The organism is Bacteroides sp. AF20-13LB (assembly GCF_003603065.1).
Lineage (GTDB): Bacteria > Bacteroidota > Bacteroidia > Bacteroidales > Bacteroidaceae > Bacteroides > Bacteroides uniformis.
Map to the genome: position 1 here is coordinate 24,478 of NZ_QTMH01000005.1, position 22,596 is coordinate 47,073.

Consider the following 22,596-nt stretch of genomic DNA (forward strand, 5'->3'; position numbering starts at 1 on the left):
GACGTATTTTGCATGAGACAAGTAATATGACAGACATTCATCTATTGGGAATACGTCATCACGGGCCGGGCTCCTGCCGGAACATCCTGCAGGAACTTGAGCGTATCCGTCCCGACCTCATACTGCTTGAGGGACCGGCGGAGGCCGAGGCTCTCATGCCGTTCGTCTCCTACGGGCAGATGAAGCCTCCGGTAGCCCTGCTCGGCTATCAACCCGATGTGCCGCAGAATGCCGTATTCTATCCGTTTGCCGACTTCTCGCCGGAATGGCAGGCTTTGCGCTATGCTCTCCGGGAGAATGTCACCTTACGCTTCTTCGATCTCCCGCTTGCCCATTCCCTTGCCTTCGAAGCGGAAAGGAAGGATGGCAACGAGCCTGTAGAAGCGGATGATGAAGCTATTAAACAGCCGGGTGATCCGTTTGACCTGCTGGCAGAAGCTGCCGGCTATACTGACGGTGAATCGTGGTGGAACATGAACATAGAACAGCGCAGAGACGGCAGCGGCATCTTCGAGGCCGTCAAGGAAGCTGTGACCGCGCTCAGGGAAGCTCTCCCGGAACATACCTCCCGCAGGAACCTTGTCCGTGAAGCGTGGATGCGTCGCATGATACGAGCGGCCCAGAAGGAACCTTTCGGGTGCATAGCCGTAATCTGCGGGGCATGGCATGTCCCGGCACTGGAGAATATGCCGAAGGTGAAGGATGACAACGAGCTGCTGAAAGGGCTCCCGAAGGTAAAGGCGGAATGCACGTGGATTCCGTGGACGTATGACAGGCTCACCTTCCGCAGCGGTTACGGGGCCGGCATAGACTCTCCGGGATGGTATCATTACCTGTGGCATCATCCGGAAGATGACGGCACCTGGTGGGTCAGCCGTATAGCGGCCCTTCTGAGGAAGAAGGACATGGACATCTCGGTGGCCCACGTAATCGAGACAGTCCGTCTGGCGCAGACGACAGCTGCGTTGCGTGGATTGCCCGCCCCGACGCTTGAGGAATACAACGAGGCGGTGACCACCGTAATGGGCTTCGGGGACGATATGCTGCTGCAGCTCGTCAGGGAATCGCTCATCGTGGGCAACTGTCTGGGCAAAGTGCCGGAAGCGGTACCCAAAGTCCCTCTCCTGATTGACGTGGAACGGCAGCAGAAACGCTTGCGTGTTCCTTTCACGGCGGAAATAAAGGAGATGACACTTGACCTGCGCAAGGAGACCGACCTGGAACGCAGCCTGTTCTTCCACCGCCTGGCCCTGCTTGACATAGACTGGGCCAAGCCGGAAACCGCAGGCGGCAAGGGTACTTTCAAGGAAAAATGGAGTCTTTACCATAGACCGGAACAGATTGTCTGCATCATAGAACGGGCAGTCTGGGGCAATACCGTGGAGGAAGCCGTGCAGAAGTACGTCTCCGACCGCATGACCGGAATCACCAGAATCCCCGAACTGACGGGACTTCTTGACCGGGTCATTCCGGCCAACCTTCCGGAGCTTGTGGAAGCGATGACCATCCGTCTTGACCGTCTGTCGGCGGCATCCACAGACATTGTGGAGATGATGGAAGCGGTTCCCGACCTGGTGAACATCGTCCGTTACGGCGATGTCCGCAATCTGGATTTCAGCAAGGTGGGCAACATGCTCCGGGCCATGGTGGCACGTATCCTTGCAGGAGGTCTGCTCGTCTGCATCAACATCGACGAGGAGGCAGCCGGAGAACTTCTTGAACACCTGTCGGCTACCAACTATGCCGTATCCACGCTTGATGACGAAGAGCTGAACGGCATGTGGTATGGGTTCGTGCAGCAGATCCGCAATTCATCAGGAGCGCATCCGCTGCTCTCCGGGTACGCGGCACGCATACTCTACGACAAGGGCAGGATATCGCGTGAAGAGATGCGTGACACCTTGAGCTTCTATTCATCGGTGGGCAACGCACCTTCCGACATCGCATACTGGTTTGAGGGATTCCTGCGTGCATCAGGTTCGGTACTGCTGCTGGACGACAACCTGTGGCAGCTCGTGAACGGCTGGCTCTGCGGTTTGAGCGACGCAAATTTCATAGAACTGCTGCCGGTGATCAGACGTACATTCAGCAATTTCACTACAGCCGAGCGCCGCAAACTCGGCGAGAAGGCCAAAGGATTCGAATTGAACGGAACCGATACCGGAATCGCCTCCGGGGAACATTCCTGCAATGACGGGGATGCATCCAAAGTAATACCCCTGCTCGGCAGACTTCTGGGAATCGGATAAAAAAGGAACAGAACATGGAAACAGAATATTTGAAAAGATGGCGTATGGCTCTCGGCGGGAATGCCGCTGACGGGACGGGTGTAACGCTGACGGTGGAAGAACAGCGCCTTGACAGTTCGCTGGAAGCCGTCTATGACAGTGACCGCCGCGGCGGACTCGGGTCGTCGGCCCCAAAGGTAAGCCGCTGGCTTGGCGATATCCGGGAGTTTTTCCCACAGACCGTCGTGCAGGTCATCCAGAGGGATGCCATCAAGCGTCTGCATATCGATTCGCTGCTTACCGAGAAGGAGATGCTGGCAACAGTTGTCCCTGACGTACATCTGGTAGCTACACTGATGTCACTCGGCAGGGCCATTCCCGAAAAGAACAAGGACATGGCCCGTCAGGTTGTACGCAAGGTCGTGGATGACCTGCTGCGGAAGCTCTCTTCCCCGACCCAGCAGGCCGTCACCGGTGCTTTGAACCGTTCGGCGAGAAGGCGCAATCCCCGTTACAACGAGATAGACTGGAAGACGACCATCATAAAGAACCTGAAGAACTACCAGCCCCAGTACAAGACCGTCATTCCGGAAGTCAGGATAGGCTACGGCAGAAAATGCAAGGCTCTGAAGGACATCATTCTCTGTCTCGACCAGAGCGGTTCGATGGGAACCTCTGTCGTATATTCCGGCATCTTCGGTTCGGTACTGGCCTCCCTGCCGTCCGTCAATACGCGTATGGTGGTGTTCGACACTTCGGTCGTTGACCTTACCGATGACCTGCAGGACCCGGTTGACCTGTTGTTCGGTGTCCAGCTCGGCGGAGGAACCGACATAGCCAGGGCCCTGACTTACTGTCAGGGTGTGATCACACGGCCGCAGGACACTGTGCTGGTACTGGTGACCGACCTCTATGAAGGCGGTGACGAGAAGGAGATGCGCAAGCGTTTCGCCTCCATTGTGGCCAGCGGTGTGCAGCTGATTGTGCTTCCGGCCCTGAACGATGACGGGGCGCCCTGCTACGACAAGCGTAATGCCGAGTATCTTGCCGGTCTGGGTGTTCCCACATTTGCCTGTACGCCTGACAAATTCCCCGACCTGATGGCTGCGGCATTGAGCAAGCAGGATATCGGGATGTGGGCATCAAAGAATATCAAAGAAAAATAGAGGAATATGGAACTTTCAGATGAACTGTACGACAGAATCGAAGAACTGTCAGAAACGGGAAATGAGGCGATGGAAAGCGAAGATTACGCGAAAGCCATCTCCTGTTTCCAAGAGGCACTGGACATCCTTCCTGAACCGAAGGAAGACTGGGAAGCATATCTCTGGCTCGTCGGCTCAATCGGTGACGCCCATTTCATGATGGGGAACTACGGCAAGTCGCTGGAGTTTTTCCGCAAATGCTACAATATCGGAGAGACAGACAATCCTTTCATCCTGCTGCGCCTTGGCGAGAACTATCTGGAAATGGAGGATGAAACCAATGCAACTGAATTTCTTCTCCGCGCCTATATGCTCGAAGGGGAAAAGATTTTCAAGGAAGACTGGAAATATTTCCAATGGCTGTCCGGGCATGTGAATCTCAAACAAAAATAATAACAAAATTATACGGCACTCATGAAAAAGGAAATAACAGACAGAATCAGGCTACTGGGCGGCAACGTAGCAAACCTGAAAGGGAATTCACTGAAAGAGGATCTCTGTGCCATTACATTCGATACGGCCTTGTTCCTTAAACCGGTGGACACGCCCTGGCTGGCTGCCGAAGATACAGAGCCGATTGAAGGTTTGGGCGATTGGGTGGATGAGCATATGGAGTTGTTCAATTCTGACAGGGAGGCGTTCTATAAGGAAATGACAGATACGTTCTTTACCTTGGATGAAGAACCTCGCCGCCAACTGTTTTGGGTTGCCAGACCATTTACGCCATTCCAAAAAGGGACACCGGATTTTGAAGAATGGAATGGTTGGTTTACGGATAATGCAGAGCTGGGTGAAATCATCAAGTATTCAAATTGTGCCACTCCGGATTTTGTAGAGCTGCTTTATACGGACGGTTATCCCAATTACTATCTCATCTGCCTGTCAGATAACGACCCTGAGAATCCTGTCGTCTGGAGTACGGATCATGAGGAATTTTTCACGGAAGTAACCAATGAGGGACGACTGAATGATTTTCTCGACAGGTTCATGACTAAGGAGGAATTCCTGAAATTGGTGAAAAGTAAACTTGAAGAGTGAATATAATAGTTGGATTAATGCTTTATTTTATAGCAAAGCTATAAGAATGGAGAAATTTCTTCAAAATAAATATAATAAGCGGTTTGCCCCCCCCCCCCCTGAAAATCAGTTTGCCACAGAACATTATCAACCTCGAAAAATAAAAATATACGACATATGAATAGAATGTTGATACTATACATTTTTTTGTTGCTTTGCGGCACGGTTTCCGCACAACAAACAGTAGAATGGAATGATTTGCAGCCCCTGACGGATGATGCACACCGCACAGTATATTATAAAAAAGACAGTAAACGGCCGTTGCAGGGAAAATATCGCATTATACGAGGGCTTGACGAAGAACACGTGAAACTTTCAGACGGCATGATAAACGGTGACTATCATCGCTACCGTGACGGGGTATTGCGTGAGTCGGGCATATATGTCAAGGGCAAGCGTAACGGTACATTCACGGAATACTACCAAGACGGCGTTACTCCTCGAAAGGAAACACCCATACTACAAGGCAAGATAGACGGAACTGTAAAGACCTATTTCCGTAACGGAAAAATAGAGATAGAAAAGGAGTACAAACAGAGTGTGGAGAACGGGCGGGAACGTCGCTTTGCCAACAAGACGGGTAAGCAGATTTTTGAATCTCATTATATCGACGGGAAAAAAGATGGCGAGGAATGGGAAATCTTCGAGGACGGCCGCGCAATACGCAGCAAGACTACATGCCACTACCGTAATGGAAAACTCGACGGTTCGTATCGTGTGGAATCAACATGGGAGGGTAAACCCTATATAACCATTGAGGGACAATACACCGACGGTGAGAAATCAGGGCAATGGATACAGCATAACTATCAAGATAATACCCAAACCTGCACATGGCATGGTGAAGGTGGGGCTTAAACTTAGATGAAAACCGTCATCATAACACTACTTTTGACGGCTGCATCGGTCATGAGTTGCAAGCCGCCTATGCCTCCGACAGACAATGAGTCCGCCTGCACATCTTCATGCAAACAAGACCAACGGACAGCGGATGTTATTGGCGAAGCGGATATAATAACGGGGATTGCTTCCGATGATTTTCCCTCCCTTTTCATACAAGGCAATCATTTCCAGTTCCAACGCAAGAATGGATTATATGCTCCTTTGGGTATTGGGTTCATGGAGGTCATAGCCGAGCAGAACCCCGTCATACCATTATACCGGACAGCAACGTGCAAGGAGCCGGAAGATAGCATTGCACTGCATCAGTATCCGTTTGACAAGGATATTGCCGAGCGGAAAAGGAAGGATGACAATCCGCAGGAATGGCAGGACGGACAGAATAACGCTTCATGCAAAGATGGCAGATATTACTATCGTTACTCTTCGGAATCAGATACGTTAATGCCCTTGGCATGGAGATCCGGAAGCAACATACATGAATACTTAGAAGAGACGGCAAGTCTGACCTACACTTTTCCCATGCTCCGTTTTAGAGTGTTGGGCTTAATGGCGGGAAGGGCTGAAATTGTACTGAACGAGGAAAGCGGAAAAACGGCATGGATCAACTGTTCATCTGGGCAGATTATGATGCATGGAAACAGGATGCAACGCAACCGCAGCCTCATGCGGATAAATGGTATTCCAGCGAAAAGAACGCATGACTTTGACACCTACTATATCTCTTGGGAAGACTATCTTCGCATGGTGACGGTAGTCTGCTTCAAGGACAATACAGAAGTCCGAAAACCGTTTGAGGTACAAGGCGATACAATAAAGAGTGAACAAGGCTGGAAATTATGGAAACAAGGAGAAGAGCTACTGATAAAAGATATTATAGAATACTACCTTGAATAATGTCGGCTGCCGGACAAACGCCGGGGAACTCTTTCGGGCGGGACGGGGCGCGGGAAGTTTCGGCGAACAGCCGAAGCCCCGTGTGTCAAAGTGCAAGCGCAAGATAGTGAAAACCCTTTCACCCACGTTAGGGATTGCAGGGGAAAAGCCACAGCATAGCGAGGACTTGTAGCGGAAAGCCCGACCCGAAGGGGGAACGCCCAAACAACCACCCGAACAAACTGCTTTTTGGCAAGGATTGCATTTATGGAAAAATACGAAGTAGATTATAGTGAGTCATCCTATTTTGTTTTTTAATACAAACAATGCGATTTCGCCCAATAGCAAAGTCAAAAAGCTACCTATCCAAAGATAATAACCTGTTGACAAATGAAAAACTCCAAGAGTGCTTTCAATGCCCCGTTCCGGGTCTACGAATATCGGATTACAGTTGGGAGATTCAGTAAATAGTATAAAATTAGCCAACTAATTCATACACAAAGTTTTGTGAATTAGCTGGTTTTTTTGTATCTTTAGGTATTCCCCCGAAATTAAGGTTTGGCATCCAAAGTGGGGGAAATTCCTAAACCAAGATATGGCTAAGATACAAAATATTTCCGAAATTCACCCAACTTTGGGCTTTACAGAATTTGATATTCTGGAAAAATACCGCAAAAGTTTTAATGAGAGTGAGCTTGGCAGGCTTCACTCAGTGTTCCCGTTTGAACGCATGGCAAAAGCCGCAGGCCTGTCGGAACAGCGTCTGGGGCGCAGGAACATTTTCAGCCCTTCGGCAAAGATTGCCCTCATGCTCCTGAAATCCTACACCGGATTCTCCGACAGACAGCTGGTGGAACATCTGAACGGCAACATACACTATCAGATGTTCTGCGGAATCATGATAGACCCGTCCTTCCCCATAACCAACTACAAGATAGTCAGTGCCATCCGCAATGAGATGGCATCCCGTCTTGACATTGAATTCCTCCAGGAAGTGCTGGCCTCACACTGGAAACCTTATCTTGAGAACCTTCACGTGTGCATGAGCGATGCCACATGCTATGAGAGCCATATGCGTTTTCCTACGGACATGAAACTTCTTTGGGAAAGCATTGAATGGCTTCACAGACATATCTGTCAGCATTGCGGGGAGCTTGGCATAAGGCGTCCGCGCAACAAATATGCGGATGTGGAAGCGTCTTATCTGTCCTACAGCAAGAAAAGAAAAAGGAAGGTTTCACGGACAAGGATGCTCAAGCGCCGTATGATCAGGCTTCTTGAAAAACTCCTCATACAGAGGGATGGAATCCATAGGAAGTACGGTGTCTCACTCCGATACACACCGGATTACCGGAAACGGCTGTCCGTCATCAGAAAGGTCCTTGTACAGGAGAAGGAAATGTTTGAAGGCCGGAAGGTCAGTGACCGCATCGTCAGCATTGACCGCCATTATGTACGTCCTATCGTAAGGGGAAAGGAAACCAAGTCTGTTGAGTTCGGTGCAAAAGTGAACAATATACAGATAGACGGCATATCGTTCATCGAACACCTCTCGTTCAAGGCTTTCAATGAGGGTATACGTCTGAAGGACTGTATCCGTATGCAGCAGAAACTCATGAACGTGAGGGTAAGATGTGTGGCTGCCGATTCCATATACGCCAACAATGCCAACAGGAAGTTTTGCACGAAATACGGAATATCCACTTCCTTCGTGTGCAAGGGAAAGGCGGCAAAGGATGAGCAGTTGAGAAGGGTTCTCAGAAGTGAACTCTCAAGGGAGAGGGCTACCCGGCTTGAAGGCAGCTTCGGCACACAGAAGCAGCATTACTCGCTCTCAAGGATAAAGGCACGGAACAGGAAGACGGAAATCCTGTGGATCTTTTTCGGAATACATACGGCAAATGCCGTACTGATGATTGACAAGATCAGGAACAGGACGGTTAAAGCGGTATGATATGATTTTACTGACAGAATCAAAAGAGGTCATCAGACTTCTTCAGGAAAGTCTTGTCTTGACGGATAAAATTATGTGAGAAAACAACGAAAAACTACAATAAAAATGGCATAGGAAGTGATGATGCGCCATCATCTTCATATGCCATCTTATTTTTTAGGGACATTTACTGAATATCCCTACAGTTTAACCTGCCAACGGGTACGATATTAATTAAACGTTTACGTCTTTTGCCGCATTAACCCAGCCTGTTGTCTCTGCATCAAACTGGATCGGATTCAACACAGCCTCTCCCTGATCAGTATAACCACCACCGAAAATCAACGTGTAGATATGACGCTTGCCCTGTTCCCATGTATCTCCGAACGGAACATAAATTGTTTTGTATTCGCTTGCTGAACCCAACAGATAAGCTCCGGACTGCCGGATTTTGCAGGCGATCTCCAGATAACATTGCTTCGCATCGTCGGCACCCTTCTTGGTTTTGCTGGCTCCGGAAACAGTCCAAGCAGTCAGCTCCTGTGGTATATTCAGCATAGGAGTATCTGTGGTAATATCGGTAGCTTCGGTATTGCTATTGACCGTGATGTTTGCGTTTTTCACTACGGTAAATGCGTGTGGAAATGCTAAATCAGACGAACTCCAACTTCCCGTTCCATCGGCTGCCGCAGGCAATGTGAAGGCGCCGGCAAATTTGAAATTATGAATCTTGATCACGTCGATGTCCACCTGCATGTTATCGTATTGGGTCTTTGCTTTGAATACGACCTGTGACAGAATATGTTTGAAATTAAATTTCACTATTCCGTTGTTCATGTCTTTTGTCTGGCCTTTGGCCATGGCATACATCACGTCGTAGTTTGCATGAGTACCGGCTCCATACTCATCCATGCAGGTATAACTTATCTTTTGGACATCCTTGGTGGCTTCCCAACTATAAAACACCATCATGTCTTCACTAACCGTTCCGGGATTGAACGCGTAAAAGTCCAAAGCCTCGGTAGGCCAATAACGAAGGTCGTTCGCATCGTCATAATCCCACTTACCATTTTTGTACACGATCTTCACTCCGTCATGTTCAAATTCCGTGTCGTTCTTTCCCATGAAGGCAGTACCATCCGCCGTAAAAGCGAACACGTCGAAATCGGTGTTCTTCAAGTTGGTGTTGGTAGTAGGGGTAGCCCTCGTTTCCGCCGCATTACTTAACACGTTAAAACCAATCGCATTTCGTGAGGAGGTTTCCACATTCGCAATCTCCTCTTCTGAGCAACTCATCAGTAGTACTCCAAAAATTGCCCAAAGCATTACTGTACTTTTTTTCATAAAATGAATAAAATTGTTAATAAATATAATTAATAAAACTCGATTACAACACTATATCCACATTCACATCATCCCAATCATCAACGTCCACATCAAATCCCGGACCGCCACTTCCCGGCTCGGATGGTACCTCATAATCAAAATTCAACACCAGATGCACATCACCGACATGCCCCGCTACCGGGACATCATGCACTTGGTCGCTCACGTCCTGTTCCAATACAGACATGCTGCCGGAACGGTTCTTGAGATACAGCCGGAAAACATTGGGCTCTCCTTCAAGTGCGGAATGTCCAAACGTATAGAATCCGCCTATAATCTGATTCCGTGAAACCATTCCATCAAAGAGCAGGCTCTCCGAAAGACCGGCGGGCAAACTGTCGCCGGACATGTTAAGCGAGCCGGACATGCCGGAAAGAGCAGCCCGCAAATCCGCCACCCTGTCCAGTCCCCGAATTCCGTTCACCTCATACGTGTAGTGACATACCATGTTTACGGGAGTTAGCCGTATTATCTTCGTGCTTCCTTCCGGAATGTCCTTGAGGATAACTCTGTCTATATGGTCGCCACACAGCCAGGGTGGGGTGACGGCCATTGTCTGGTTATCCGGCGACCGAACATCACGCGTATCGGCAGTAAAAAGCGTGTAACTGCCGTTTTCTTTCCAAACCATCCCGTCGGTATCGTAGTTGAAGCAAATTACCCGGTAATCATTCTCGGGGAGCTCCACTTCCCCATCCTCTCCTCCGGGGAAATCAAATATCCACGTGTTGCTTTCATCATCGGTCGGATAAAATACGACCCTCATGCCTTCAGGCTTGTCATGATTGGAAATCTTGGTCCAGTCGAATACTACCCGCACCGTGGCAAAGTGCGGATGATCGTAACATAAATCCTTATGCTCACAAGCCGTCAGTCCCATCCATAAAAATATGAACACCAGACTAAAGCGTATCAGTATCACTGCCTGCCTCCTTTCTTCCGGCTATAATTCCCCCGCCCGATCAACCACACCAAAGAGATACCCGCCTTGGTCGGGCCGAACCAGCAGCGTTTTTTAGTGGTCTGCCATACATAGTGACCGTCCAAAGGGATGTACTCCTTGTACAATCCTCCAAGGTAGCCGATTCCCAACGTGAAATCCACATTGAACCGATGTCCCACAGGTAACGAGTAGCCGTAAGCCACGCCTCCCCCGTAACTCCATTTATCCCCCAAGTAACCTTTCCCACCCAATTCGAAATCATAGGTGACGATCTGCCCGTACAATCCGACATGATGCCCGGAAAACGGTTTTTCCACCGCTCTCCGACCGAACCAGCGGCGCAACTCCACATCTCCCCCATAGATACGCCAATAATTATGCTTCCGATCACTTTTCCACCAGGCATACATCCAATTCCCGGCCACAGACCAGTTCTTCCCCAAACAGAACTCAACCCCGATGTCAGGTATCAAAACAGCGTCATAAAGCAAGTTTGTTTTCACCGCCATGCAAAACGGCCGTTTCTTTACCGGAGCTATGACGGTAACGGTATCACGGATGCACAACGTATCACGTGTATGTATATATACCGTATCTCTGACGGGATTTATCGGATCACTATCATAGCATATTTTCACCATCGACGAACGAAGTTTCGGAAAATGGAATTTATACAAATATGAGTATGGCCTCCCCCCTTTCAGTCTTTTCAGTTCTCCCCCCAAATAAGGGCTGTCCTGGTTTTCCAAACGGACGATCTTCTCCAACAAACGAAGGACATCCTCCCTCTCCGGAACATTCACATCCGCTCTCACCATCGTTATAAGTCCGTTCCAGTCACTTCCCGAAAAATGAAAATCCATCTCCAATACCGGAATCTTTATATAAGGTGATATATACCGCCACAAAACCTCTGCTCGTTTTTCAGACAGCCTTCCATTCAACAGCCCCCCTCCTTCCGGGGAAGCTCCTCCTATTATTTGAATTTTCCTGATAAGACGGACGGAGTCGTTCAATGCGGAACAGATTTTAGCAAACCGCTCCATCTCGTTCCCATTGTCAAGTAAACATGTATCTATATTTACCTTTCCTTGATGAAAATAGATCCTTACCGAATCACGCTTCTCCTGAGCGGATATTTCTCCGCTTATACTCAACACGAGCACGAACAATACACATTTAATATAAAAAAACATCTTTTCGTCATTTAATCATTTGTTAATATGACAATCCAAACCCAGGCTTTTACACCCCTTGAATTTCGACCGCAAAATACACATCTATAAACCAACCTCCAAAGCAAAAAACAAGTATTTTAAACTTATAAATACTTAAAAAGACGACCACACAACAACTACAACACTTACCACAGCAGCCAATCATGCTTACACAACAACTAAAAATACTTAACATCATAAAGAAAAGTACTTAAACATACAAAAAAAACAGTTATCTTTGCAAGAAACATCATACTTAATAACACTTAAAACAATAAAATACATGATATTCAGCACAAAAGCCGCCTCTTTTCTAAGTTCAATAAAAACTCAAACTTACGACAAAAAAGAAAGAGAAATGATAATAACGTATCAACAAAAACGAGTCTTTCATCTATCCCTGCTCATGCTGGTCTTATGCGCACCCATATACATATATTCAGTTCCATTTCCCAATGAACAGTTTTATTATATTAACAGCGTATTATTCCTGTTTATCATTATGTGCACTCTCGCTTATTTTAAAAAGAGAGTAAATCTGACCACGACCTTTTCCATTATACTGATAGCCATACATATCGAGATTTTTATCGAAATAATTTATTGCTCAATATGTAGCGGATATGAATATAGTTATCAAAGAGCATTGATAATGAGTAACATTACTATCTCTCTCTTATTTACCATGCTTTCCATCTGTGCCTATATGAGTAATATCTCCATCCTATTGTCCTCCCTTACCATAGCTTCCTATACAATCTGCACACTTATCACCGACGAACCGTTCCTATACAGTTATCTGCCTTTGATCATCATCATATACACCATGATCCCCTTATTAGGAAGATCCTTACACAGTAATATCAGCAGCTTGCTAAAAAGTAGCAACTTGCTAAAAGAGGAAGAGGAAATGCTTTTGAAACGTCTCCAAATGAAAAAGGAAGAACTATTCGCGTTCGCCGAGTTGTTAAGCGAGAATAACCCGGAAGAAAAGACAAGCTCCCTGTTAAACATAATAGGGGAACAATCCAAAGAAAATCTTTTTACAGCCCTTGCCGCATACCAGAAAAAGGAAAAAAGTAAACTTGATACAATCAGGAGAATATATCCCAATTTATCCCCGTCCGAATTAAACATCTGCCGTTTAATACTGCAAGACAAGACCGTCAGCCAAATATGCGAATTATTACATCGGAGTAGCGGAAACATAACCAGCCAACGAGCGAACATACGTGCCAAACTCGGACTGAAAAAAAGCGACAATTTAAAAGAAGCATTACAAGAACGCATGAGGCTGTATGAAGAAGAACACCGGCAAGAGGACTTTTCAGCCATGCGTTAGGGATTGCAGAGTAAAGCCCACAGCCTTTAGGCGAGGACTTGAAACGTAAAGCCCGACCGTCCCACGGGAACGCCCAAAAGAAAAAAAATCCCCCGAACATTCATCCGGGGGACATTCAGGTCGTCACGTCAATTGTAATATATCTGTTATTTAATTTTTCACCTGAAAACTAATCCCGGGGAAACCATTGCATGAATATTCATCTGCCTTTAACACATCTAAAAGCAAAAAGTCCCTTGGCGCACCGGCGTCACAGGAACTTTTCACATATAAAAGACACATGTTCTTTCACTGTATGCGTATATATTCCGAATACCTGATTTCCACATACGGGTTGTCACTGGAAATGGACTGATGGATAGCCTTTACACGCTTCCAGAACCACCATCCCTTGTATTCTACCCAAACCGCCTGATTGAGGGTTACCGGAACTTTGATGTCGCCTTTGAGCCGTTTGTTCTCGATCAACCCGGTAAGTTGGATATACGGTGTAACCATCTCCACCTTCTGCCGCAGCAGTGGAACGGTATCACGGATAATGAGCGTGTCACGGATGGCGGCATCTATCGGGGCTTTCACTTCGACTTCATGCCGTGCAGCCACTTCGAGGTTCCTGATTTTCACGCCTAGCCTTTCGATGGTCTCGGCATCCTTGGCACGGAACTCTTTATACTCATCTATAGTCAGCCGCAATGCCTTGGCATCGAGGACCATCGTCGCTGAATCGATCTGCATCCGCTTCACATCGGAAAGCAGTGCGGTGCTGTTCATGCGGAATCGGTCGCGTTCTTCCGTGAGGCGTATTGTCCGCCGGTGCTGCAGCCAGAGGATGCTACAGAGCAGCAACACCGTTGCCAGAAGTATTCTGTTTAATCTACTCATATGATACTGATTCTTCGGGGATGAACCACAGAAATTCATCCATATAGATTTCTTCCAACAATACAAGGCCGCCCCGGTTCTTTTTTCGGTTCTGCGGGAGGTCTTCAACGACCAGTCCACGGCGACCGACCAGTTCGTCCAACCTCATTTCGGAGAGTTCAGGCGAAGCGATGATGGTAACGTATGCATTCTTTTTCATAACTGGTCTTTCCACGATGTTTTTACTTGTGCGTTCCCTGACATTTGAGAAGTTCACGGATATCGGCACGGATTTCGTGCAGGTCATTCTGTACCGTGTTGAGCTGCATCATGGTTGCCTCGAACACGGACTTGTCCAGCTTCATGGCGTTGATACGGTCATACTGGTTCTTGATTTCCACTTCCAAACCGATACATTTGGTTTCCAGTTCTGCAATTTGGGCGGTGTTGTTGACATGCTGTATGTACAGTGTCAGCGAGAACGAGAGTACCACGACAATGATCTTGAAGTACTTCATTACAAATTCTTTGAGTTGTTCCATATCTTATTCCATTAAAAGTGAGAATGCGTCCCTGATAGCCCTCAGCAGAGTCTCGGCTGCCGCACTATCCCGGAACCCATAGATGACAAGCGCGATCATCATCGCCAGATAGACCCACCAGGCGATTTCTTCCTTAGTGATTTTACGTTTCCGCTTCGCCATCTTTTACAGGATTTTGGGGTACGATTACATTGAAGATAACATTGCCGTCGCTGCCTTCGATACGCAGGCGGTTCTCCTCCTTGTGCCTGATGGGGAAGATATCCATCAGCGCCTTGGCGGCATTGACCGACACGGCCCTGAGCGGTGCCGGAGAGAGCGGCACACCGAAACGGTCTGTATAGTCCGAAGTGGCCGTCTCGTCCATGATTGCCTTGAGAGTCTCGGTCACCTGCAGCTTTACAGCCATCGTCTCCATCTCGAACCGTTCCGAGGAGAGCAATGCCTTGATATGTGCCAGCACATGCGGTTTGTTCATCAGGTAATTGGCCGAAGCATACGGGTTCTTCACCGTATCCTCACCGAATACCTCCACAAAGCATTTTTTCGGCCGTCCGGCATATTCCAGCCCGCCGTTCACATAGAGGTTGCAGAATTGCAGCTCCTGCTCCGTGAGCGGTTTCTCTTCCGGCCTATCCTGCGTGTTCGTTATCTTGTCTGACATCGGTTCTTCCTTCCTTTTCTGAAAGAGTAGCGGGTTTGTATCCCGGAGGTTTTACAAAATCCGCCTTTTCATTGAGCAACTGCTCCATTAATGCGTCATAGAATACCTGGGCCAACGCATCGGCACACGCCTCCGCATCCGCTAGCGAGTTGATGAGCCGCAGGTTGAACTTGATTTCCAGGTCGTAGCCCGATATGAACGCCATCAGTTCGTTCCCGTCATAGCCCAGCGCCCCGTAGGTCATCCGGTCCGCCGTACGGAATGTAATGGTCTCGGGAATCTGTTCCCGGTCAATGCCTTGGGCTTCCTTATTCGTGTCCATACTCATATCTTGAAATATTTACGGGTTTTCTCTTTCTTCTGCGTAGCGATTGCCGCCCCTTCCGTCTGGCGCAGACGGGAGGTATAGACCCCCAGGATGTCAAGCGTGGCCGTCACATCCGCAGCCGCATCGTGGGCATCGTCCAGTTCCACCCCCAATTTTGAGGCTACCAGTTCCAGTTTATACGAAGTAACCTCCGGATCAGCGGCAAAAGCCAACCGTCCCATGACAAGCGTGTCGATGTAGTGCGGCTGGAAGTTGCCGTAATAGTCCTTGGTACCGGAAAAGGTCTTTTCAAACTCGGCGGCCAGTCCGGCATAGTTCATCAGCTGTTGCAGGAATCCGATATCGAAAGCGATGTTCTGTCCGACCAGCACGGGCTTGCACTGATAGCCCTTCGAGAGGGTGCTGCGTTTGGCGAAGGCGATGACTTCTCCGGCGACTTTCTTCATGTCCACACCCTGTGTGCGCAGCATCTCCATGGTAATGGCGGAATAGTCCAATGCCGTCTGTTCGTACTTCATCGGGACATATTCCGGTTCTTTCGCCTGTTCATGGCGGGTACGCAACACCTTGCGTCGGGGAAGCCCCGCGTCCTGTTTCCCGTAGGGGGCGATATACGCCTGATAGCGGTCGAATACCTGCCATGTGTCGAAACGGACGGCTTGCAGGGCGATCTGTGTACAGGCGCATTCACGGCAGTCCAGCCCTCCGGTCTCGAAGTCCAGCCCGATGCCTACATATATCTTCTGTTCTGTCTTGGGTGCCATATCTTTTCAGGATTGAATGAATAACAATGAGTTCCTATAGGTCTGTAATGTATTGCATCCGTTGTAGTCGCTGTAACGGATGACGGCAGTGAGGATGACCACCCGGTCTTTGAGCGACTGGATCACGGTGTGGTGTTCCATGTAATAGTCGTTCCAGCATACACATTCCGCCAGACGGTTGTTCTGGGAGAGTGTCAGCTTGGCGAAACGCTTCCGGCTTCCCGTCTCCCTGTCCTTGTAGGTATGTTCGGTTACATCCACCACCGTGGCGCAGACAGTCGCACGCCTGCCGTCGTTCTCGTCCCGTGCCACCTCGTCCAGGGTCAGGTAAGAGGCTTTTCCCTTGACCTGCCTGCGGGCTTCCGAATTGTTGAAGATGCGGCGATAATCGATGCTGCCTATGCCCGACACGGCAATCTGCTGCTGCGACCAGAAGAAATGCCGCCCGCGCATGTCCTGCGGGAAGTCTTTTTCAGAAAGGGAGAATCCCAGTTCCCGTGCTGCGCGTTCGAGCAGCGCGCAGCGTTCGGTAACCGCCCCGACTTTTTCGATACGGTCGAAGCATCCGGCAAGGATCATGTGCTTGACATGCCGGGCGTTCACGGGGACTTTCACGGCCTCTTCCGCGTTGTCGGGGTCGTCCCAGTAACTGTATTTCTTGAGTTTGTAACGGAATATGCGGTGGATGAAGTTCTCGATACCGGTATATGCCCCGCCCCGGTCGCGTTCCGTGACGATGTATTCCACTGTCTTGACACCGACCTGTTTGATACGGGTAAGCGACCAGAAGATTTCATCGGTGGCATAGTCGGTGAAGAACTCCGTCCCGGAGCGGTTGATGTCCGGCGGCACGATCTTGGCCGACGAGCAGCGTTCCATCTCCGCCATCAACGAAGGAATCTCCTTGTCGTCCGCCCATTGCAATGCCACCGTGTAGAATGCCGAGGGGTAATTGGCCTTGAGCCATGCCCCGCAATAGGCTGTAAGGGCGTATGCCGCGGCATGGGAACGGTTGAACGAATATTTCCCGGCTACCTCTATCTTGTGCCAGATTTCCTCCGCCTCATAGTCCGGGCATCCGTTCCCGACGGCTCCGGCAATGAAATCCGCCTTCAGCGTGGCCATCAGGTCGGCTTTCTTCTTTCCTATGGCCTTGCGCAGATAGTCGGTCTTCCCGAGGTCGAATCCCCCGAGCGTATGAGCAACGGACATGAACTGCTCCTGGTAGACCATGATTCCGAAAGTGTTCTTCGTTGCTTCATAACAGCCGTAGTTATAGACCGGGGCCACTTCGCCACGCCTGAAACGGACATAATCATCGGTGGCACCGATGTCGAGTGTGGCGGGACGGTACAGGGCATTGATGGCGATCAGGTCCTCGATACACTCCGGCTGTACATCCTGGATAAACCGGGTAATGCCCGGCGAAGAGAACTGGAACACATTCTGCGTGTTGCCGTCCGAGAGCAGTCGGTAGGTCTTCCCGTCTTCCAGCATATCCTGCGTAATACGCCCGATAGTAAGTTCCTGCCCGAAATTCCGGTTGACCAACGCGATGACGGCACTCAGTTTGGCAAGTTCCTTTGTCGCCAGCACATCCTCCTTCAACAATCCGATCTCATCGACCGAATAGCCGTCGAACTCCGATACCAGTGCCCCGTCCATCTTACGGACCGGCAGGAAATCGAAGCATTCGGCGGGCCTGCCGTCCCGCGTGTCCGGTGTGACAACGATGGCCGAGGCGTGTATGGAGGCCGCTTTGGGCTGTCCGAGCAATCCTTGCACGTCCTCGATGACCAGCGGATAGGTCTGGATAAAGTCCCGAAGTTTTCTGTTGAAGGCAGCCTGTCTGAACAGTCCTGTCCAGTCCGTGCCGTCATCTATCATGGCGGTAATATAGTTCACGATGGAGTGAGGCACGCGGTGTACGCGTGCCACGTCCTTCAAGGCGGCTTTCAGTTTCATCGTGGTAAAGGTGCCGGCGGAAAAGACACGCTGGCGGCCGTCCGCGTTGTACCGTTCTTCCAGGTAATCCTTGATCTCCTGCCGCCGGTCGGAGGCATAGTCGACATCTATGTCCGGCAGCGAAGCGTGGCCGCCTTCTGTCAGTCCTTTGTCCACAAAGGCATCCATGACCGTCAGCGGTCCGTCTGCTTTCCTGATTCTTATATGTGTTACTTTCATCTGATATATTTCTTGTATCGTATTATCGCGCTTACCGTCTGGCGGCTGACACCGTACTGTTTTGCCAGGCTGTTCTGGGAAGCCTGGCCGGAGGAATACCTCACCCGTATCTCTTCCGCCTGCCCGTTGGTCAGTTTGGCGTTCACGCTTTTCTCGCCGTAATCCCGTTTGAGGCCACCCGCTATGGCATGTTCCATATTCCGCTGGTGCGTACACATTTCCAGGTTATCCGCACGGTTGTTGTCGCGGTTCCCGTCGATATGGTTCACCTCCAGTCCCGGATTCCAGTCGGGCAGGAAGTGCTGTGCCACCAGACGGTGCACGGAGAACTTCTTTCCGACACCGCCCTTGTAGAGTCGGACACAGTCATAGAGCGAAGTCGTCCCACACCAATGACACATGATACGTTCGGGTTGTGTCCAGGTGATACCGTCATGCGAAACTTGCCGTTCCAGACTCTTGACACGCCCGAGGTTGCTGATCTTGTACTTTCCTTCATAGTTCTTGATATCCACCCAGATTTCCCGGGTGTCAGCCATGGGTTATACGGTTTAGTGCTGTCTGAAAAATTCCCAGGTCTATCTCCACGCCGATGAACCGGCGTCCCGTATTCCGGCAGGCCACGGCTGTACTGCCGCTGCCCATCGCAAAGTCGAGGACGATGTCTCCTTCGTCGGTGTAGGTGCGTATCAGGTATTCCAGCAGGGCGACAGGTTTCTGTGTCGCGTGCAGGCAGGAGAGCTGCTTGTCCGTCTTGAATTTCAGCACACTGCGCGGATAGCGTTCCGTGGATATGTAATCCCGGAAATTATCGTGCTTCCGGTATATCTCGCCGGCATCGCATTTCCGCTGGTGTTCGGCCATCACGACCTTGCGCTTGTGCCCGTCCGTCTTGATCGGATGATACTTCGGCAACCTGTCGTAAAAGACCAGAATGTCCTCGTGCGCCTTCATCGGCATACGCCTGGCGTTTAGGAAGCCTGTCGCCTGCGTCTTCTCCCATACCCAGGCATACCGCAGCCTGCGGAGATTGGAGCTGCCCAGCAGGCTCGTAAAAGGATGCTGGCAGAACAGCAGTACGGGAGTGTCAGGTCTGGATATGCCCTGTACAGCATTCCACATCCCGGGGATGTCTATCACGGCGTCCCATCGACAATGTGTCGTACCGTATGGAGGGTCTGACAATACCATGTCGGCAGTGATGCCTTCTTCAGCCAGCAGGGGCAGCACATCGAGTGCATCGCCCCGGTAAAGGTCGCAACCGTCATAGGGACGGTGGTGTTCGTAGGTCGGATTCATGGGTTTCGAGTTCCTTTAGGTTCCACAAGCAATCTCGGCGGTCAAAAAGGATTTCGTCGCCACACATCAATTCATCTGCGTATATCGTCCGCTCTTCTCCGTTACGGATTACCCGCATCCGGGCATCCGTGCACAGACGGTAAGTCTTGCCTTCAGATTCCATCTCCACATAGCGTTCGCCCTTGCCGAGTGTGATGTCCGGGGCAAGCACCGTCAGTTCGTCTTTCCAGCTGAGCCCGCAGCGTTCCGGCACGAGGAAGCGCGAGAAGATAAGGTCGTATTTCAGCGGGTCGATGGAGGTTATGCCAAGCAAGTAGGAAACCAGCGAGCCCCCGGCGGAACCGCGACCTATACCAGTTGCGATGCCTCTCCGGTGCGCCTCCCGCACCATATCCCACTGCACCAGGAAATAGTCCACATTGTCGGTCGATTCAATGATATAGACTTCCTCGTCCAGCCGTTCCCGATAGCGTTCCCGCTCCGGTTCCGGCACTTTCCGGTCCAGCCCGTCGTCAAGCAGTCGGAGGAACATCGTACGGCGGTCACCATACCGTTCCCGCTCTTCCGGTCGCATACGGTATTCCGGCATGAACATTCGCCCGGTCTCGAATGAGGCGTCCGCACGTCCGGCAATCTCCACCGTGGGACGGCACATGCGCCTAAACAGGGAATCGAAGTCCCATTGCCCGGAGAACAGAGGACGGAGCGTGTCATACAATTCATCCGCTGTCTTGAAATACTGGTCATCGCTCTGTTCATGGGCGGTTCCCGTGGCAATCTTGTTCACCACGATTCTGTACCCTGCATCGTCCTTGTCCATGTAGTAGCAGTCCGGAATCAGGACTGGTTCTACTGTAAATGAATCCGTGTCGGCATCATAACAGTTGCCGAAATAATATTTCAGGGCTTCCAGTTGCTCCCTGTCAATGCGGTCCGCCTTGTATTCGTTGGCATCAATCTGGTAATAGACCGCTTCGGCACCTTTTCGGATACGCTCCACCTGTTTGGGATGTCCGGTCATCCAGTAGACTGAACGGGTGGCAAAGACCGGCACACAACCTGCGGCATACATCAGCAGCTGTTCATAGCGGAGGGTGTTGTCTTCCGAATCGACCATGACGGCCCGTTGGATGCGCAGCAGATTATGCAGTCCCTCGTTATCCAAGGCATAAATCTTCAGCCCGACACGTTCTTCTTCGTGCGTCATTGTCAGCGAGTAGCCGAATATATGTTTCAGCCCGGTATTGGCGCACTCCTTCTGAAGGTTCAGCGTGGCGGCCATTGTATTACGGTCGCAGATGCCGACAGCCGTATGCCCGAGCCATTTCGCCTTGCGGCACAAATCTTCCGGCGAGCCGCAGGCGTTCAGCAGTTCGTAGGAGGTATGGATGCCGAGGTTCACGAAAGGTACATCGTGTACTGGAGGCTTGGGTCGGCCGATATATCTCAGCAGGTTGAAACGGAATTCTTCCCGCAAGTCATAATAGTACCAGTTCCTGCCGAACGGGAAGGCCACATGGAAGATTCCTTCTTCCATCAGCACATCCGGACTTTCCATCAGGTTGAACACGAGCTTGTCCCCGTCGCTGCGGAAAATGGATTCCACTCCCGACAGGTCGGCCGTGAAAAGCCGCCCGAAGCCGGGAATATCCACCACTTCCGTATCGACCGGGATATAGGTTATCCGTTGTGCATCGAGCCATGAGAAAAGTTCTTGTATCATCTTTCCTGTACTTTTTTGAGTTTGTATTCAAGGACGGACAGCAGGCGGCAGGCGAAAATCCCGTAGATTTCCGCTTCCGTGAGTTCGTCCCAGTCTTTGGCGGCATCGGCAATGTCCGCGATGAAAACCTCGAAATAGGGTTTCAGCCGTTCCGCCGTCCGCTTTACCGACTCGACGGCATCACCATCGTAACCGATGACTACAGTTCTGACGCCTTTCGATTGCAGCTTGTAGATCTGTACATCGGATATTTTCTTTCCGAAAGTGGCCACGGCTGCGACATGGGAATTGTCATAGAGTTCGAGTCTGCGGGTCAGGGCGATGACATCGAAAATACCTTCCGCGAGGATGACCGTATCGGTTTCATCCATACGGACGGCATCGTAGTTATAAAGGAGTTTGGAAAAGTCGTTTTCCGTGGAGTTCCGGTAACGCAGGATCCTGTACCCGCCGCTATGTCTGGTCTTGCGGTTGTGGGCGTCTATATCCTCTTTCGGCCAGGTATGGCGGGAGACATAGCCGACAACCGTACAGTCATCGATGACCGGAAAAACGACATAGTCAGCGTAGCGCGGATTGAGCCTGCCGGTTATCCCGACCGGGAAATACTCGTAATCGTCGAAACAGAAGCCGCGCCGCTGCAAATACGGATGCCGGAAAGTGCGCTTGTAAAAGTCCGGCAATTCGACCGGCACCAGTTCGTCGTCTATTTCTTCCGCCTCGTCCTTCTCCAGCAGGTGCAGGTTCAACGGTGCGGCAATGTCGGCTGTCTGCAAAACCATCAGGTCCATGCGACCGATAGCCGCCAGAAGTTGCTCCAATGTACGGGTGGATGCCCCGCAGGAGAAGCAGTGGGCCATGAAAGGCCAGCGGTGGGCAGTCGCCTTGCCGATGTAGATACCGAACTTACCGCCCGACTTTCCGCAGAACGGGCAGCGCGGAACGATAAGGTTCTTACCGCTCCCGTCCCGTTTGGCACCCGTCTCGCGGGTTATCTCCGAAACCAGATATTGATATTCCTGTACCGACAGTTCCATATTAAGGTATAGTCGTGACCGCTACAGGTTGGTTTGAAATGTTTGGAAAAAGAATCCGGATTAGCCCAATAAAAATAGACCGGCAGA

23 protein-coding genes are annotated in these 22,596 nt (G+C 50.3%); 8 read left to right on the forward strand and 15 right to left on the reverse strand.

The window, feature by feature from the left end; all coding sequences use genetic code 11:
• Positions 1 to 26: 26 nt before the first annotated feature.
• The 7 genes from DWX62_RS06565 to DWX62_RS06595 all read left to right on the forward strand — a co-directional run bounded on the left by DWX62_RS06565 (position 27) and on the right by DWX62_RS06595 (position 8,240).
• A complete protein-coding gene (locus DWX62_RS06565; RefSeq protein ID WP_004328516.1) occupies positions 27 to 2,249 on the forward strand; it encodes a DUF5682 family protein in 2,223 nt (740 codons plus the stop codon).
• A 14-nt stretch (positions 2,250 to 2,263) separates the two neighbouring features.
• Entirely contained in the window at positions 2,264 to 3,394 is a 1,131-nt protein-coding gene (locus DWX62_RS06570; protein ID WP_004328515.1) for a VWA domain-containing protein, read from the forward strand.
• A gap of 6 nt (positions 3,395 to 3,400) precedes the next feature.
• Positions 3,401 to 3,826 carry a tetratricopeptide repeat protein gene (locus DWX62_RS06575; protein ID WP_004328514.1) on the forward strand — a complete coding sequence of 142 codons (426 nt, stop codon included), beginning with the start codon at positions 3,401 to 3,403 and terminating at the stop codon, positions 3,824 to 3,826.
• 21 nt (positions 3,827 to 3,847) lie between these two features.
• Positions 3,848 to 4,471, forward strand: a complete 624-nt coding sequence (locus DWX62_RS06580) for a hypothetical protein (RefSeq protein WP_004328513.1) — start codon at positions 3,848 to 3,850, stop codon at positions 4,469 to 4,471.
• A gap of 156 nt (positions 4,472 to 4,627) precedes the next feature.
• The gene (locus DWX62_RS06585) at positions 4,628 to 5,368 is read left to right on the forward strand and encodes a hypothetical protein (protein WP_004328512.1); all 741 of its coding nucleotides are present in this window, start codon (positions 4,628 to 4,630) and stop codon (positions 5,366 to 5,368) included.
• Between the two features lie 6 nt (positions 5,369 to 5,374).
• Positions 5,375 to 6,307, forward strand: a complete 933-nt coding sequence (locus tag DWX62_RS06590; RefSeq protein WP_117515197.1) for a hypothetical protein — start codon at positions 5,375 to 5,377, stop codon at positions 6,305 to 6,307.
• A gap of 574 nt (positions 6,308 to 6,881) precedes the next feature.
• A complete protein-coding gene (locus DWX62_RS06595; RefSeq protein ID WP_117677899.1) occupies positions 6,882 to 8,240 on the forward strand; it encodes a transposase in 1,359 nt (452 codons plus the stop codon).
• A 213-nt stretch (positions 8,241 to 8,453) separates the two neighbouring features.
• Here DWX62_RS06595 and DWX62_RS06600 read toward each other — a convergent pair whose 3' ends face one another.
• Genes DWX62_RS06600 through DWX62_RS06610 form a run of 3 tightly spaced genes read right to left on the reverse strand, consistent with a single transcriptional unit; the run spans position 8,454 to position 11,744 of the window.
• A complete protein-coding gene (locus tag DWX62_RS06600; RefSeq protein ID WP_117677900.1) occupies positions 8,454 to 9,563 on the reverse strand; it encodes a fimbrillin family protein in 1,110 nt (369 codons plus the stop codon).
• 43 nt (positions 9,564 to 9,606) lie between these two features.
• Positions 9,607 to 10,527 carry a DUF5119 domain-containing protein gene (locus DWX62_RS06605; RefSeq protein WP_117677901.1) on the reverse strand — a complete coding sequence of 307 codons (921 nt, stop codon included), beginning with the start codon at positions 10,525 to 10,527 and terminating at the stop codon, positions 9,607 to 9,609.
• On the reverse strand, positions 10,524 to 11,744 hold the full coding sequence (locus DWX62_RS06610; protein WP_117677902.1) for a DUF3575 domain-containing protein: 1,221 nt from the start codon (positions 11,742 to 11,744) through the stop codon (positions 10,524 to 10,526). The genes DWX62_RS06605 and DWX62_RS06610 overlap by 4 nt, the downstream gene beginning before the upstream one ends.
• A 304-nt stretch (positions 11,745 to 12,048) precedes the next feature.
• Between DWX62_RS06610 and DWX62_RS06615 the strand changes: the two genes are divergently transcribed.
• Positions 12,049 to 13,107, forward strand: a complete 1,059-nt coding sequence (locus DWX62_RS06615) for a LuxR C-terminal-related transcriptional regulator (RefSeq protein WP_018665648.1) — start codon at positions 12,049 to 12,051, stop codon at positions 13,105 to 13,107.
• 288 nt (positions 13,108 to 13,395) lie between these two features.
• On the opposite strand, the gene DWX62_RS06620 is transcribed toward DWX62_RS06615, so the two are convergent.
• From DWX62_RS06620 to DWX62_RS06670, 12 genes are read right to left on the reverse strand one after another with little or no spacing between them, the layout of a single operon-like run.
• Complete coding sequence (locus DWX62_RS06620; RefSeq protein ID WP_008860767.1) at positions 13,396 to 13,989, reverse strand: DUF6549 family protein; 594 nt, start codon at positions 13,987 to 13,989, stop codon at positions 13,396 to 13,398.
• Positions 13,982 to 14,188, reverse strand: coding sequence for a hypothetical protein (locus tag DWX62_RS06625; RefSeq protein WP_008860768.1), 207 nt, complete (start codon positions 14,186 to 14,188; stop codon positions 13,982 to 13,984). Before DWX62_RS06625 ends, DWX62_RS06620 begins: the two co-directional genes overlap by 8 nt.
• 22 nt (positions 14,189 to 14,210) lie before the next feature.
• Positions 14,211 to 14,510 carry a hypothetical protein gene (locus DWX62_RS06630; RefSeq protein WP_004322861.1) on the reverse strand — a complete coding sequence of 100 codons (300 nt, stop codon included), beginning with the start codon at positions 14,508 to 14,510 and terminating at the stop codon, positions 14,211 to 14,213.
• A gap of 3 nt (positions 14,511 to 14,513) precedes the next feature.
• Entirely contained in the window at positions 14,514 to 14,672 is a 159-nt protein-coding gene (locus DWX62_RS21900) for a hypothetical protein (RefSeq protein ID WP_008860769.1), read from the reverse strand.
• Complete coding sequence (locus DWX62_RS06635; protein ID WP_009316566.1) at positions 14,653 to 15,174, reverse strand: hypothetical protein; 522 nt, start codon at positions 15,172 to 15,174, stop codon at positions 14,653 to 14,655. The genes DWX62_RS21900 and DWX62_RS06635 overlap by 20 nt, the downstream gene beginning before the upstream one ends.
• The gene (locus DWX62_RS06640; protein WP_009316565.1) at positions 15,143 to 15,502 is read right to left on the reverse strand and encodes a hypothetical protein; all 360 of its coding nucleotides are present in this window, start codon (positions 15,500 to 15,502) and stop codon (positions 15,143 to 15,145) included. The genes DWX62_RS06635 and DWX62_RS06640 overlap by 32 nt, the downstream gene beginning before the upstream one ends.
• Positions 15,499 to 16,266: a 3'-5' exonuclease gene (locus DWX62_RS06645; RefSeq protein ID WP_008860772.1), complete on the reverse strand. Its 768-nt coding sequence runs from the start codon at positions 16,264 to 16,266 to the stop codon at positions 15,499 to 15,501. Before DWX62_RS06645 ends, DWX62_RS06640 begins: the two co-directional genes overlap by 4 nt.
• A 6-nt stretch (positions 16,267 to 16,272) precedes the next feature.
• On the reverse strand, positions 16,273 to 18,450 hold the full coding sequence (locus DWX62_RS06650) for a DNA polymerase III subunit alpha (RefSeq protein ID WP_009316564.1): 2,178 nt from the start codon (positions 18,448 to 18,450) through the stop codon (positions 16,273 to 16,275).
• Positions 18,447 to 18,989, reverse strand: a complete 543-nt coding sequence (locus DWX62_RS06655; protein ID WP_004322855.1) for an HNH endonuclease — start codon at positions 18,987 to 18,989, stop codon at positions 18,447 to 18,449. Before DWX62_RS06655 ends, DWX62_RS06650 begins: the two co-directional genes overlap by 4 nt.
• A complete protein-coding gene (locus DWX62_RS06660) occupies positions 18,982 to 19,749 on the reverse strand; it encodes a site-specific DNA-methyltransferase (protein ID WP_009316563.1) in 768 nt (255 codons plus the stop codon). Before DWX62_RS06660 ends, DWX62_RS06655 begins: the two co-directional genes overlap by 8 nt.
• Complete coding sequence (locus tag DWX62_RS06665) at positions 19,715 to 21,472, reverse strand: PHP domain-containing protein (RefSeq protein WP_117677904.1); 1,758 nt, start codon at positions 21,470 to 21,472, stop codon at positions 19,715 to 19,717. Before DWX62_RS06665 ends, DWX62_RS06660 begins: the two co-directional genes overlap by 35 nt.
• Entirely contained in the window at positions 21,469 to 22,509 is a 1,041-nt protein-coding gene (locus DWX62_RS06670; protein ID WP_117677905.1) for a toprim domain-containing protein, read from the reverse strand. The genes DWX62_RS06665 and DWX62_RS06670 overlap by 4 nt, the downstream gene beginning before the upstream one ends.
• Positions 22,510 to 22,596 lie beyond the last annotated feature (87 nt).